The 14,135-nt window shown below is 41.6% G+C and carries 13 protein-coding genes; 8 read left to right on the top strand and 5 right to left on the bottom strand.

Annotation, left to right across the window (positions count from 1 at the left end):
• Positions 1-229: 229 nt before the first annotated feature.
• The gene (locus tag M886_RS18680) at positions 230-403 is read right to left on the bottom strand and encodes a hypothetical protein (protein WP_155395243.1); all 174 of its coding nucleotides are present in this window, start codon (positions 401-403) and stop codon (positions 230-232) included.
• 233 nt (positions 404-636) lie between these two features.
• Positions 637-1,371: a pirin family protein gene (locus tag M886_RS11430; RefSeq protein WP_048051202.1), complete on the bottom strand. Its 735-nt coding sequence runs from the start codon at positions 1,369-1,371 to the stop codon at positions 637-639.
• Positions 1,372-1,851: 480 nt separating this feature from the next.
• On the opposite strand from M886_RS11430, the gene M886_RS11425 reads away from it, so the two are divergent.
• Positions 1,852-2,760, top strand: coding sequence for a TIGR00269 family protein (locus M886_RS11425; RefSeq protein ID WP_011034705.1), 909 nt, complete (start codon positions 1,852-1,854; stop codon positions 2,758-2,760).
• Positions 2,761-3,115: 355 nt separating this feature from the next.
• Here the strand turns inward: M886_RS11425 and M886_RS11420 are convergent, their stop codons facing one another.
• Entirely contained in the window at positions 3,116-4,141 is a 1,026-nt protein-coding gene (locus tag M886_RS11420) for a DUF7847 domain-containing protein (RefSeq protein ID WP_015412802.1), read from the bottom strand.
• An 82-nt stretch (positions 4,142-4,223) separates the two neighbouring features.
• On the opposite strand from M886_RS11420, the gene M886_RS11415 reads away from it, so the two are divergent.
• Positions 4,224-4,799, top strand: a complete 576-nt coding sequence (locus tag M886_RS11415; protein ID WP_015412801.1) for a hypothetical protein — start codon at positions 4,224-4,226, stop codon at positions 4,797-4,799.
• A 205-nt stretch (positions 4,800-5,004) separates the two neighbouring features.
• Here M886_RS11415 and M886_RS11410 read toward each other — a convergent pair whose 3' ends face one another.
• Positions 5,005-5,679 carry a molybdenum cofactor guanylyltransferase gene (locus M886_RS11410; protein WP_048051201.1) on the bottom strand — a complete coding sequence of 225 codons (675 nt, stop codon included), beginning with the start codon at positions 5,677-5,679 and terminating at the stop codon, positions 5,005-5,007.
• Positions 5,680-5,804: 125 nt separating this feature from the next.
• The gene (locus M886_RS11405; RefSeq protein ID WP_011034701.1) at positions 5,805-6,641 is read right to left on the bottom strand and encodes a molybdopterin synthase; all 837 of its coding nucleotides are present in this window, start codon (positions 6,639-6,641) and stop codon (positions 5,805-5,807) included.
• Between the two features lie 328 nt (positions 6,642-6,969).
• Here M886_RS11405 and radC point away from each other — a divergent pair, with 328 nt between their 5' ends.
• The 6 genes from radC to M886_RS18675 all read left to right on the top strand — a co-directional run bounded on the left by radC (position 6,970) and on the right by M886_RS18675 (position 13,984).
• Positions 6,970-7,659, top strand: coding sequence for a RadC family protein (radC, locus tag M886_RS11400; protein WP_011034700.1), 690 nt, complete (start codon positions 6,970-6,972; stop codon positions 7,657-7,659).
• A gap of 326 nt (positions 7,660-7,985) precedes the next feature.
• Complete coding sequence (locus M886_RS11395) at positions 7,986-8,564, top strand: flavodoxin family protein (RefSeq protein ID WP_048038123.1); 579 nt, start codon at positions 7,986-7,988, stop codon at positions 8,562-8,564.
• A gap of 351 nt (positions 8,565-8,915) precedes the next feature.
• On the top strand, positions 8,916-9,956 hold the full coding sequence (gene mmp11, locus M886_RS11390; RefSeq protein WP_011034698.1) for a methanogenesis marker protein 11: 1,041 nt from the start codon (positions 8,916-8,918) through the stop codon (positions 9,954-9,956).
• A gap of 65 nt (positions 9,957-10,021) precedes the next feature.
• On the top strand, positions 10,022-11,803 hold the full coding sequence (locus tag M886_RS11385; protein ID WP_048051200.1) for a thiamine pyrophosphate-dependent enzyme: 1,782 nt from the start codon (positions 10,022-10,024) through the stop codon (positions 11,801-11,803).
• Positions 11,804-12,407: 604 nt separating this feature from the next.
• Positions 12,408-13,652 (top strand): IS110-like element ISMma5 family transposase, encoded by a 1,245-nt coding sequence (locus M886_RS11380; RefSeq protein WP_011032006.1) that lies wholly within the window; start codon positions 12,408-12,410, stop codon positions 13,650-13,652.
• A gap of 167 nt (positions 13,653-13,819) precedes the next feature.
• Positions 13,820-13,984, top strand: a complete 165-nt coding sequence (locus M886_RS18675; protein ID WP_015412796.1) for a hypothetical protein — start codon at positions 13,820-13,822, stop codon at positions 13,982-13,984.
• The last annotated feature ends 151 nt before the right edge of the window (positions 13,985-14,135 follow it).

Below are 14,135 nucleotides of genomic sequence, written 5' to 3'. Positions count from 1 at the left end.
TAATCCTTCATATACAAAGTGGGCTGTGCCGCAATCTTCTGCTTCTTTACTTCTTCCTTAACCTCTCAACTTTTATCTGGCTTCCCGAACTTCTGCCCTTTAAGACCCTCCCCATTCCGGCTGGTCTTCCGTCAATCATTTCCTCTCCCTGAATGCCCTTTCTTTTTATCACTTCCTCTTTCAGGAAGGCTTTTCTCTGAATTATTCTCTTTTTCAGTTACTTCAGCCTCTAAAGATTCCTCCTTGCCAGAATCTTCATGTTCTTCCAGGCTTCTCTCCCGGAGAACTCCAGCCTCGTCAGATTCGCCTCTGCCTGGCTGATCCTGTATCGTATCACTCCCTCTCCCTGGCAGTTTTTCTTTTCTGTCACTTCCTCTTCCCAGTTGAGTATGCCTCTTCTCATCTCCTTTTTTAGAGTTTTTTACTTTTCATGTGTTTTTTTAATTTTTTTATCAGGACTTTCTCTGTCAGACCTGGTTTATAAGAATACAGTCTATCAAGATAATATTCTTGTTGTCAGCCAGTAATGACAGGATTGGTTTTATTCGACCACGATGTTGAGATTGGTTTGTTGGCAATGAAATTGAGATTGGTTTTTTGTCTCAAAAATGAGCCTCAAAAACACTTATTCCGTGCTCAGTTCCTGTTATGGATTTCCGCTCCCTGAGTGGAAACATCAATCAGGATAAATTCTGCAGGCTGACCTGCACAAACAGATTCCATGTGGATTACCTGCTCAAGGTCAATGCGAGCCTGATCTCCCTGCTCTATTCTCTGTCCATTAACGGTGAGCTCACCGACAGACATATAAATGAATGTTCGGCGGTTATCCAGTGTGTAAAAATGGATAACATGTCCCTTTTCGAGGCTGCACCGGTAAACTGTTGCATCGGCGTTTATCTTCAGGGCGTCCTTAAAATCCTGTCCAGAAGCGACCGGAAGCAGCTGATTTCTCCATTCCATGCATTCAAACTTTTTCTGAGAATAAGAAGGTTCGAGGCCACTTCTGGACGGTAAAATCCAGATCTGATAAAAGTGCAGGATTTCCTTATCCCTGTTAAACTCTGAATGAAGTATCCCTGTACCTGCGGTAATGCTCTGTACTTCTTCTTTTCCAAGGGTTCCCCTGTTCCCCATACTGTCTTCATGCGTTATTTCCCCGTCAAGAACAACGGATATAATTTCCATCTCGGAGTGCCTGTGAGCCGAAAACCCCTTTCCCGGCTGGACGGTATCATCATTAAAGGCGCGCAGGTTTCCAAACTGGACGTTGTCAGGATCATAATAGTTTGAAAAAGAAAAAAGCATGTAGCTTTTTAGCCAGCCTGAATCCTCAAAATGCCTGGCTCCCGCCGGAATAATTCTGAGCATATAAGATCCCTTTCTTCCCATGTAATTATTCGAATATTTGAATATTTGAATAATAAGTAAGGTTTGATGGATGAACAGAATATACCTTTGGAAACAGAGTTTAGCAATAGTATTCAGTAACATTGTTCAGCGACATAGTTCGGAAATGTAGTTCAGTAAAATATTAAGAAAGACAGTTAAGAAATATAGTTGAGAAATGTAGTTGGAAAATATAGTTAAGAAATGTAGTTAGGAAATAGTTAAGAAATGTAGTTAGGAAATAGTTAAGAAATGTAGTTAGGAAATAGTTAAGAAATATAATTTAATGAATGATCACCAGGCTTTCTTTGACAGGTTAAAAAGATCAGTCTTCTTTGCAAAAGACACGTAAAAAACAATATATACGAGTGCTCCCTTTCCTAAAGGAGCCTGTTACAATCAAATTTTCGTTTTTTTCAGATTACCAGTGCAAAGTAAAAAAGGACTTTAAAAGGATTTCAAATGACAATTAAATGTAAAAAATGTAACCATGATGCTATTATTTTTCAAAAATACTCAGGAATGCACCTGTGTAAAAGGCATTTTATAGAGGACGTTGAAAGGAAAATTAAGCTGACTGTCCGGAGAGACTACAGCATAAAGAAAAATGATGTAATAGCCGTTGCTCTGAGTGGAGGAAAAGACAGCTCGGTCGCTCTTTATATCATGCATAAGATCCTCGGGGACAGGCCTGATATTCAGATTGTGGCAATTTCAGTAGATGAGGGAATTCACGGCTACCGTCCGCAATCACTTGAGCTTGCAAAACAGCTTACTGAGGCGCTTGGTGTCCGCCATATTATAAAATCTTTTAAAGATGAACATGGCGCAACAATGGACGAGCTGGCTGTAATGGACCGCGAAAAAGGCACATGCAGCTACTGCGGAGTTCTCAGGAAAAGCATTCTTAACAGGGTGGCTATCGAAATAGGCGCAACGAAACTGGTCACAGGACACAACCTGGACGATGAAGCCCAGACCATTCTCCTTAACCACTTCAGAGGAGACATGGAACGCATGGTCAGGCTTGCCCCTCCTGTAGCTGTTGAAGGGCTTGTTATGCGTGCAAAGCCTCTGCGGAATATTCCTGAAAAGGAGGTTGCACTCTATGCCCTCGTAAATTCCCTGCCAGTGGATTTCAGTGAATGCCCGTATGCAGGGGAAGCCCTGCGAGGAGAAATAAGGGAACTGTTAAACGGTTTTGAGACAAACCACCCCGGAACCAAGTACTCTCTGCTCCGGGGATTTGACAAGCTTGTTGGGGCACTGGCAAAGGAACTTCCTCCTGCAAAAATTGAAAAATGCAGGATCTGCGGAGATACCTGCACGGAAAATATATGCCAGGCATGCAAACTGCTCGGCAGGACGTAAGAGAGCAGAACTGAAATCAGGCATTTTCTGGCTAAATAGCCGGCATTCCGGAATCCGATTTCCAGAACAGCTAACTCTTTCATTTTTATTTTTATTTTTATTTTTATTTTTATTTTATTTTCTGTAAGCAGCCGGGTTCAGCCGGAGAACAACGCGTGAACAGGATGAATTGAGATTCGATTTAAGACATTCAGGAACACTATCAGCCAGTAAGCTCGAGCTCCAAAATCAAGAGAAAAGGGAAAGCCAAGAAAGAAAAAAATTATGAAAAAGAGAAACTAAGAGAGAAAAAAATTAAGAAAAAGGGAAAATTAAGAAAGAAAAGTATTTGTAGATTTCATGAAGTTTCGGACTTTTATAACCCATCAGGACCGGAAAGCAGGTCATCAGGGTTATAGAGTTTCCTTTCCTCTCCCAGAAGATAAAGCCGGGTCCACAGGACAGCAGTGAACGGCTGCAGTATGATCATCGGCACGAAATATGTTATGATTGAGACCAGAAGAATTTCCGAACCCAGGAGCTCGCCGATAAAACCATTGACGAAAGCAAGTCCGACTGAAAATGTCCAGAGAAAGAAAACATCAAGTTTATTGCTCATGAAAAAACCGTATCCGGCTTTCAGAGCGTCAAGGGGGTCGAGCTCATCAATTACTAGAGCATAAGGGGCAAGGGAAAATAAAATACTTATGACCAGCAGATAAACTGTCCAGAGCATGACTCCCGCTCCCAGCACTCCCATTCCTTTTACAGGCAGCCCGGGATTGTGAACAAGACTGTTCAGGTCTCCTATTGTGAGAGCTCCGGGCACGATAAATACAATGCCTGCGAGAACCATCAGAGCGAGAAGAAGGCTCGTGAGAAAAAGCCTGAAGCTGTTTTTCCAGCCTGATCTGAACATGTCAGAAAACACAGTATCTCCGGTCTCTGAGGCTTTCTTTGCCATTCCTATTGCCCCTGCTGTGAAAAAGGCCTGCAGAATCATGCTAAGCAGGAAAAAAGCAAGAACCAGGGCTACCGAGACCGGTATATTATTCTTAAACCCGTCCCATATCATGGAGTAAATTTCTTCATTGGTGAGGACAGCAGGATCTACCACATTCATAGACCCCGAAACGTAGAGCAGGGCACCTATTAAGACAAAGAAAAAGACAAAAAGGATTAAATTGATAAAAAAATTCAGGACATATGGAATACAAATATTCAGATTTCTAACCCAGGTCTTGAACCCTCTATTCAATATTGTTCCAAAATCTTCATACATGTGACACGACCTTCCAGTTTTTAAGGCAGCAGCTCTGCACCCCCTCTTTGCAGCAATGTCCTGACTGACTGCAAAAATGAGACTCTTGTGCAGGCTCACATGCCCTATTTTCGGATACATATGCAGAAGATAAATATATAATCTCTTATTCAAGTACAGATAAGAACAGTGACGATCAATAACGAAAGCAAAAGGCGATCACATGAAAAAGCTGGAAAATTACATACCTTTTTCAGTCCCGGATAACCCTTCCGCGCGCGAAAAACCTTCAGGACCTGCAAATCCAAAAAGATTCACAGTCCCGGACAAACCTGAAACAGACAATCCTCAAAAAGAAGTAGTTGTACTCGGGCACTGCCTTCTCAACCCCATTGCAAGAGTAAAAGGAGCAAAACCGGTTATCCCTATTGATGCAAAAGGAGCAAACGTAATCCAGCTCCCCTGTCCGGAATCAATGTACCTTGGAATAAGGCGCAGGGAAATCACCAAAGACCAGCTCGACCACCCAGCCTACAGGCGCTTTTGCAGAGAAATCTTCACCCCGTTTGCGGATATGCTCGAAGACCTCGCAATAAATGGCGTAAGCATAAGGATTATCGGCGTCCCTAAAAGCCCTTCCTGCGGTGTCAGAATAACAAGCGTAGGCGGCGAGCCAGGAAAATCGAAGGAGTTCCACCATATCCATTCACAGGAGCCCGGCGTGTTTATGGAAGAGATTATGAAGGAACTTGAAAGGCGCGGGGTCAGTTTTGAGATTGAGGACGCCAGCACGCAATGAGACCTCTATGTACGATTTCAATTAGTTAGTTCTCTTGAGCGTAGCGAAAAGGACAGCGCACTGCAGAGCCGCAACTCTGCCGGGACGAGAACAGTTAGGTATAGTGAATAAGTTAACTCGATTGATTATCCCAAATTCATGATTTAGAGGAGTAGTTTTGAGCTGCAGGATCAGCACGCTAACAAACTGCAAATTATTCATTATATTATAATCCCACTTTTTCCTTCGCATGCCCGATCATGTTTTCAAGGTCTTCAACCGTATTGATATTCACAAAAGTCCTCAGTTCCGGATCAAATTCCCTTATTTCCGAAACCTCAACGAAAACGACATCCTGCATCTGAAAAACCGGCGCAAGAACTGAGCGTTTCCCCCTCTCAAAAGCTTTTTCGATTTCCGGCAGCATTTTTTTTGAGTAGACCGCATGAAGAGGCTCAAACATTCTCTCTTCCCACCTCGGGATAGCAGCATCGTGACCGCTTGCTTTCTCAAACAGCAGGTCTACAATTTCAGGGTTTACAAAAGGCATATCTCCGGCGCAGACGAAAGAGTTTTCGGATCTGGATTCAAGCAGCCCCGCCCGAATGCCTTCAAGAGGGCCGGCGTCTTCCAGAGAATCAAAGCAGAAACGAATTTCCCTATCAGGAAATTTATCAAGCACGGGAAAGAGCTTTTCTTTCTGTGAGTTATCACGGACCGAAAGGATAACCTCATCAACAACCCGGAACAGGTTTTCAAGCAGTCTCTCGAGAATGGTTTTTCGTTCGAATTCGAGAAGGGCTTTTTCGACCATACCCATCCTGCGTCCTCTTCCGCCTGCCAGTACAATCGCGCTTCGAAAGCTCCTTTTTTGCTCTTTAGATTCCGTTTTTTTATTCATCTAACCGCATCCGGACATTGAATTTCTTTTTAACTTGAGCCTGCCCAGTATGTTTACTAAACCCTATTTTTATATCATATACATTTTCCTTTTTTTCTTTCTATTCTTTTCTTTCTTAACCTTTTTCAGGCATGTTCCCTATCATGGACCCAGAAATGCTCTTTTTCGGTGAATTCCTTTTTCCAGATCGGAGCTTCTGTTTTTATCCTTTCAATAGCTTCACTGAGGGCAGGGAAGAGTTCGGTCCTGTGGGCGGATGCGATCACAATGTAAACAATGTCCTCTCCGGCTTCTATTAAGCCTGTTTTGTGGTGGATAAGGACTTCAAGTATACCTTCTTTTTTCTTTATTTCGTCCCGGATACGGTCGAGGACTTTTGAGGCTTCCGGTTCGTATTTTTCGAACTCGAGCCTTGATGTTTTTTCTTCTCCCGCAAGCTCGCGTACAATGCCAGTAAAGGTACCTATTGCTCCTGCTTTCCTTATATCAGGATTCTTGCGGACTTTTTTGACAAGGGCTTCCAGGGTATAGCGGTCTGGCTGGGCGAGGGCGATTCCTACTAAGGACGCTGTAAGTTCCTCATGAGGGTCAATGTTTTCCGGTACCCTGAAAATGATGTTGGAAACGCCTTCAATGTCTCCAAGGGCTATTTTCGGAAGGTTGCTCGCCTTAAACCCTTCCACGACAGCGAAATCAAGGCCTCTGTCACAGAGCATATCAAGGGCATCTTCAAGGCCCGAGTCCCTGGCGAAGCTGACGAGTTCGGTGCCTGTAATCCCCACTACCATATCCGCTCCCGCATCAAAATGCCTTCCAGTATCAGTTTCTGCAGGGTTCAGGCGCTGCTCTCCCATGTGTTTAACAGTACCCACTGTCCCGAACCCTGAAAGCTGCCTTACAAGAGCTGAGACAAGGGCTGTTTTTCCTGATTTCTTATACCCGACAACGGAAACGACTTTCATCAAAGAGCCTTATGGATTTCCCGGTATAAGTAAAGGCCGGCACATTTCTGCGGTTTCCTTTAAATAGGACCATTTGAAGGTCTAGAATTATAATAAGGATAGAATAAACACAAAATTGATAACAAATAAATTCTTTTTTCATATATTTTAGACTTATTTGATTATTTTTAGAAAGATTCAAATATCCAAACTATTAATAGTATTAATCACAGTCCGCCCGAAAAGAATCGTAATCAGGGATGCAGCTCAGTTTTCTCTAAACACAGCAGGGCTGATGGGCACCGGATACCTGTTAATTGGCAGTAAAAGTGAAAAGTGGGGATGGAATATGGAAGTAAGTAAAATAAGGATTCATGACCTTCCTGAAGAAGAACGACCGAGGGAACGGCTCATTAAGAACGGGCCTGAATCCCTTTCAAATGCTGAGCTTCTCGGGATAGTCCTGAGGACAGGCTCAAGGGAAGAAAATGTTATCAGCCTGTGCAGCCGGATACTCATGGAGTATAATATCAAGCAGCTCAGCCTTGCAAACGTTTCAAAGCTTATGCAGGTCAATGGGATAGGAAAGGCAAAAGCTGCACAGATAGCTGCGGTTTTTGAACTCGCAAGGCGGCTTGAAACCTTTGTGGAAGAGCCAAAAAGAAAAATATCTTCCCCAAAGGACGTCTATACCCTGATGTATCCTAAAATGCGTGAACAAAAAAAAGAAAAATTTATAACGCTCTATCTTGATACAAAAAACCAGATACTTAAAGAAGAAGTGGTATCCATAGGCAGCCTGAATGCCAGTATCGTTCATCCGCGAGAGGTTTTTAAATCTGCACTTATGGAATCCTCGGCGTCCGTAATCATGGTCCATAACCATCCCTCTGGAGACCCGAGCCCGAGCAGGGAAGATATAATGGTTACTGAAAAACTGGTAGAAGGAGGAAAACTCCTTGGAATCGACATCCTTGACCACATAATTATAGGGGATGGCAGGTACGTAAGCCTTAAAGACGAAGGGTTTGTTAAATGAGAACTCAAATAGAAGAGCTGTGAAGAATAGTAACAGAAGCCATAAATGAAGCTTCCATCAGAATACTTGAAATCATCCTGTAACGTCCAAAAGAATCTGAAAAATTATTACCTATTCTTCTAACACGCCCTGTAGTTTTAAACTTCTCTACCTGTTCAAACTTCCCTTACTTCTAATCCCTTATTTCTAATAATTCATCGGGCCCGAAGAAGAAGAAGAAAAAGATTCTAAATACATTTATTTGAAGTATAAACCCCTTATAGCCTGATTCTTCTGCCGGTCTAAAATGCTGAAAAGCTAGATAAATAAAGTATGAGTTGAAATTTATGAAAGTTTTAGGTATTAACGGAAGCGCGAGAAAAGACGGTAATACCGCAATCCTGATTCAAACGGTATTTGATGAGCTCACGAAAGAAGGGATTGAAACCGAACTCATTCAGCTTTCAGAAAACAGAATAGAAGGCTGCAAAGCCTGCAGATCCTGTCATAAAAAGAAGGATAAGCAATGTGTAATTACAGATGATTTTTTCAATGAATGCCTTGCAAAAATGATAGCTTCGGATGGGATTATTCTTGGTTCTCCGGTATATTCTGCCGGTGTGACTTCTCAAATGAAAGCCTTAATTGACAGAGCAAGTATGGTACTGGCAGGAAATAAAGGGTTACTTAAACATAAAGTTGGAGCATCCGTTATAGCTGCTCGCCGCGGCGGAGCTATCAGTGCTTTTGATACCCTGAATAACTTCCTGTACAGTAAAGAGATGATCCTTACAGGCTCAAGTTACTGGAATATGGTTTACGGAAACGCCATAGGAGAAGTCGAACAGGATAAAGAAGGCATTGAAAATCTGAAAAATCTCGGACAAAATATGGCATGGATTTTGAAGAAAATCCATAGTAGTTGAGATTAAAGTTAGATTATTAAGGCTATTACAGTTAGATATTTGAGATTAGATGATAGAATCACAATAGTTAAGATGTGGTCAAGTAGTTAAGATTAATTTAGTCAGAAAATAAAATTTACACAGTTAAATGAATGAAATTAATACAGCTAGATATTATTGGTTAATACAGCTAGATAAACGAAATTAATACAGATAGATACTGGTTAATACAGTTAGATAATGAGGTTAATACAGTTAGATACTTGTACTGTTAGATTCTTATACTCGACCCCGGTTCGCCCGGCAAACCCTATATTATCAACTTTTTGTTTAACCTGCTAAATCTACGATACTTATATATATCTACAGGAAATGGGCTTTCGACAAACAATTATCCTCCCACTTTCTATCCCCTTTAAAAAGGAGGTCTTCGGCATTACAAAACATATAAACGCCTGTGCACTGGACAACAGACAGACTGAGGAAGTAAATCTTGATGATCCTTACACCGTGCCTTACCGGGGCATTTATGCGGTCTGTGACGCGAAAAACGAATACGCGGAAATTATTGAACACTCCAACTGCTATAGCGGGGCAGCATGGTCACTTTACCACTATGCAAAATCTCCACTTATCCTGAAAGCCCGTTCAACGGGAAATATGATCCGTTATTTTATGAAAACCGGAACCTCAAATCTCGAACTCAAACCCTCGGTTGCAGCCGCAGGCATTGAATCCGTAATCGTTCAGGGGGACGAAGTTGAGATCACCTATGCAGGGCTGGGGGGCGGAGGCGTCGGCGCAACTCGCTGCAGGGCATTTGCAGACGGAGTTCTACATTACAGGATATCAGAATCCGGAGGAGAGCGCTGTGCAAAAGGGACCGTTGTAGTTCCACGAAGGGACCGTATCCTTATCGGCATAGATGATACAGATTCAAAGGATGTGGGAGCTACCTGGACCCTGACACATAATATTGCAAGACAGCTCGACTGCCAGGAATCTGTTTATCTTTCACATTCCCTTGTCCAGCTCTTCCCTGTACCTGAAAAAACCCAGAACTGCATGTCAACGGTTCTGGAGTTCGGATGTGTCGATGATAAGGCAAAGTCAAAGCTGCTCAGTTCTTTTAAAAAAGCACTTGAAAAGTACAGTGCATCAAAAGAAACAGGGCTTGTAGTATTATCTGATTTTTATGCAAAAGGGCTTTACTCTTACAGCAACCGCTGCCGTACTGAAAGAGTTTTAAAAGAGGATTCCCTGCGCTGTGCTGAAGAAAACAATGTGGAAGTCCTGCTTGACGGCAATGGGGTAATAGGTGCTCTTGCCTCCCTCCCCTGGTTCGGAAGACCCGAAGAATCTATTATCCCGGGGACCGAAATAAAGCCGATGTGTATGGAAAAAACCAGCTGAAATATGTCGGATCCCGAATTGTGCAGGTATACTCAAAACTCCTATAATTCCCGGACGGGGTCAGCTTGAAAGAAGAAACAATACATGAAACCGCATGCAATGGGTTTGAAGCCCTTTATTTTGCTGTCCTTGACAGTGATGTCGCACTTATAACAGGAGTCCCCGGGTACCCTGTCACCTCCCTGATGGAGCTTTTTTTGAAAACATGCGGTTCAACTGAAACTGAAACCGGAAGTTCAATTATAAGCAGTCCAGATATAAGCCGTACAGGAAACGGTTCAGATATAAACGGTTCAGATATAAACGGTTCAGATATAAACGGTTCAGATATAAACGGTTCAGATATAAACGGTTCAGATATAAACAGTTCGAATATAAGCAGATCAAATAAAAGCTGTTTACCTGAAGTAAACTGTCCAGCTTACAGAGCCAGCTGGCTTACGAATGAGAAAGTTGCCCTGGAAGTAGCTCTTGGAGCCTCCGTATCAGGCAGAAGGGCTCTTGTGCTTGTAAAGCACGTTGGCATGAATCTCCTTTCCGACCCCCTCATAACCTCGGTTACGCATACCATCGGAGCAGGTCTGATAATCATTGCAGGAGACGACCCCGGTGTAAAAGGCTCTCAAAATGAGCAGGACTCTCGCTGGTATGGCAAAATAGCCGAAGTCGCTGTATTCGACCCAAGTAGTCCCGAAACTGCCTACGGGTCTCTAAGAAGGGCTTATGAGCTTTCTGAAGAAAGGCATATTCCGGTTATAATCAGGGTAACTGCTGGTCTGGAGAAGAGCAAAGGAAAAATCAAGCGCTTCCCAGCACCTTCAGTCCTCCACCCCGAATTTGACCGCTCAATCTGGAAACTCCGGATGGTGGAAAAACACGAGCATTTTCACTCCAAAGTTTATCCTATGCTTGAATACGAATCTGAAAATACTGACCTGAACGAAATAAGGGAGAAGGTTAAAAGAGAAGATGCCGAGCGGACTGAAGGAGAAAAAAGCTTTGGAGTCATATCTTCCGGTTTCGCGTCCTCTCTTGTCGAAGAAGTATTGGTAAAATCAGGAAAACATAAGAAAATTTCTCATTTTGTCCTTAACCTTGTAAACCCTCTTCCCCTGAAGAAGATAGGAGTTTTTCTGAAAGACAAACAGAAAGTGCTGGTGGTTGAAGAGTCCGAACCCTTTATAGAAGAGCAGATACGCATTGAGGGTAATGTTTACGGCAAAAAAACAGGACATCTCCCATACGGTCAGGTGACCTCTAAAGACATTGACTTTGCCCTTGAACACATCGAAGAAGAAAAAGTCTCGAGACCAGCAGACCCCGGGCTTATAGAATCCAGAAAAAAAAGCAGGGCTTCAATCTGTGAGGACTGCCCCTATCTCCCCCTTTACAATTTTCTCCGCATATCCGGTGTCCGGGTTGCAGGGGATATGGGCTGTTCCGTCCGGAGCGCTCCGGAACCACTTTCTGCGGTTGATGTCAGCTTCGCCCTGGGTTCGGCAATTTCTGTTGCCTGTGGGTTTGAGAGAAAAGGAATAGCTGTAATAGGGGACTTTGCCCTTGCCCATTCCGGCATCCTCGGACTCTTAAACGCTGTAAGCGAAGGCCATGAAGTACTTGTGCTCGTACTCCAGAACGAAGTAGCAGCCATGACAGGAGGGCAGAAAGTCCCTGACCTCAGGAAAGTGATAGAAGCGATAGTTCCTGATGTATCAGTATTCGATATGGACGGCAGGAAGGAAAAAGAACAGGCATCCGGCTCAGAACTTTCTGACCTTATAACAGAGAAACTCGCTCTTCCGGGCATTTCAGTTATTTTTATAAAAGGAGTATGCAGAAAATATTGAGATGCAGGGCTTTTTTTCAAACTTATTCCCTGCTGTTTATTGTTTTTCATCCTCTATTCTTTCTCTTTTGTTTTCAGTTCACAGCTTTTCCCTTTTTAGTACAGGAAAAATCGGAAAAAATTGAAAAATAATAATAAAGTCATGAAAAGTTATGATTTAATATAAAGATTGAAATGTCAATTCCGGCTTTCAAGAATTATTTATCTTTTTCTAAATAAAACCGGAAATAATCATTTAGATTTTCAAAGATTATTTTTCTCTGTCCGATCTTCGGAAATCAGGATTATATGTACATTTTCATAGTTAAAAGCCTGTTTTTGCTAAAAATATAACTTCAAAATGATTCGAAGTTTAACAAAAAAACACACATGATATTCTTGGAATAACATGCCCAAAAAATGAAAGTCTTTTTCACTTAGCTTTTTTGATAATAGAACTCCATCATTACCTTTGGACAGGAAGGTTGTTTTTACTTTGGTTCTCCGAAGCCGTCAAAAAACTAACCATTGAATTGCCATCGAAGGCCCAGATGTGACCTTGATCACGGATGCCAAATTGCCTTTGAAGCAATTCTACTGTCCTGGAAATGATGGAGTAATGTAAATTGGACGGAGAAATAAACAAATCTTGTGGTTTAGACATTCACAAACGTTTTGTTATTGCTACTATCCTCAGTAGATCCGGTGAAAAACAACAACATCGTTTTGCCAGAGATGATGATGGGATTTTAGATCTTAAAAATTTAGTAACCTCTGAAAAATGTGATGTTGTTGCCTGTGAATCAACAAGTGATTTCTGGGTTCCGATTTATGAGGCATTGATAGATCATTTGCCTGTTATAGTTGGAAATGCTCGAGATATGAAAGCATTTACACATAAAAAAACAGATAAAATAGATTCCGAAGTAATTGCAAAACTTGCATTGAATAAGATGGTTCAACCATCAAGAGTTTTTCCGAAGAAACATAGAGAATTCAGGTCATACGTCAGGCTTCGCCTAACTCTTGTAAGAAAAAGAACGGACATTAAAAATGAAGCTCATGCAATTCTTTCCTCCGAAATGTTACATCTGGGTGATGTTCTGACTGACATTTTTGGAAAAAATGGTAGAGCAATTCTAGCAGGAATCTCTTCAGGTAAAAATATTGATCAAATTATAGAGTCGCTTTCTCCAAATGTTCGGAAAAAGAGTGTTCAGATAAGGGAAATTCTGGATAGAGAAATATCACAGAGTGCTGCAATAAGGCTTCAGATATGTCTGAACCTTATAAAACATTTAGATGAAGAAATTGAAGTTCTTGAAAGAGAAATTTTCAATTATGCTTATCAAAAGCATAAAAGGGAAATGGAAATTTTGATGTCAGTTCCAGGTATTGGGGAGCTTGGTGCGGCAACTCTAATTGCTGAAATAGGAGATTTCAGGGATTTTCCAACGGGAGATAAACTTGCTTCATGGCTTGGAATAGTTCCTAATGTGTATCAATCTGCAGATAAATACCATAACGGAAGAATCACTAAGAGAGGATCAAAAGTAGCAAGGTGGATTCTAACTCAGATTGCTCAAGCAGCAGCAAGAAAGAAAAATAGCAGATTAAAGGAGTTTTTTAACAGGAAAAAGAAGACAATTGGATATGCTAAGGCAATTATTGCCTTAGCAAGGAAAATTGCAACAATAATATGGCATTTGATCACAAACGATGAGATGTACGAAGATGAAACAGGATACCAAAAGGGAGAAGTTAAAAAGAGAAAGATTGTTGAGGCAGACATATTCTCGGTTGATGAAAGGATAACAATAATTAGTGGAATTATCGCAATTATGGGAAAAAAGGAAGGAGAGAGTACGTGATGAGTTTTCTCATCATGGACTTTCATGCCAAATAAATGGTATGTGGAAAAATAAATAACCAAAGAGAAACAATTAATGATGGGGAATCAGGGTACACCTCAGTGTCTTGAACGAATAATTGAAACAATGACAGAAACCAGAAAAGGGCAGTAAAGGGGTGAATAAATTTGGACAGAAAACTTCAGATTTTACTTATTTTAGGAGTTCTCTTGCTTGTTGCAGGTGTACTTCTTTGTATTACCAGAGATCCGCTTCTATTAAGTTCAGGAGCTGTAGCTGCACTATTCATGATTTTGCTTTTCAGGATAGACCCCCTTAGCCCTCATGAATAACAGGAAAAAGGAGATTTCTCTTTTTTATTTGAGGAAAAACACTTAAAAAACAACTATTTTGTTTTTAAATTCATTACTGTAAATTTGACGCTATTATATTGGAGTCCCTGATTACTGTACATTTGACGTTATTATATTACGATACATTTGA

Source organism: Methanosarcina soligelidi (assembly GCF_000744315.1).
GTDB classification, from domain to species: Archaea; Halobacteriota; Methanosarcinia; order Methanosarcinales; family Methanosarcinaceae; genus Methanosarcina; species Methanosarcina mazei.
Note: the sequence above shows the minus strand (reverse complement) of the source record. Positions and strands in the feature narration are given on the sequence as shown.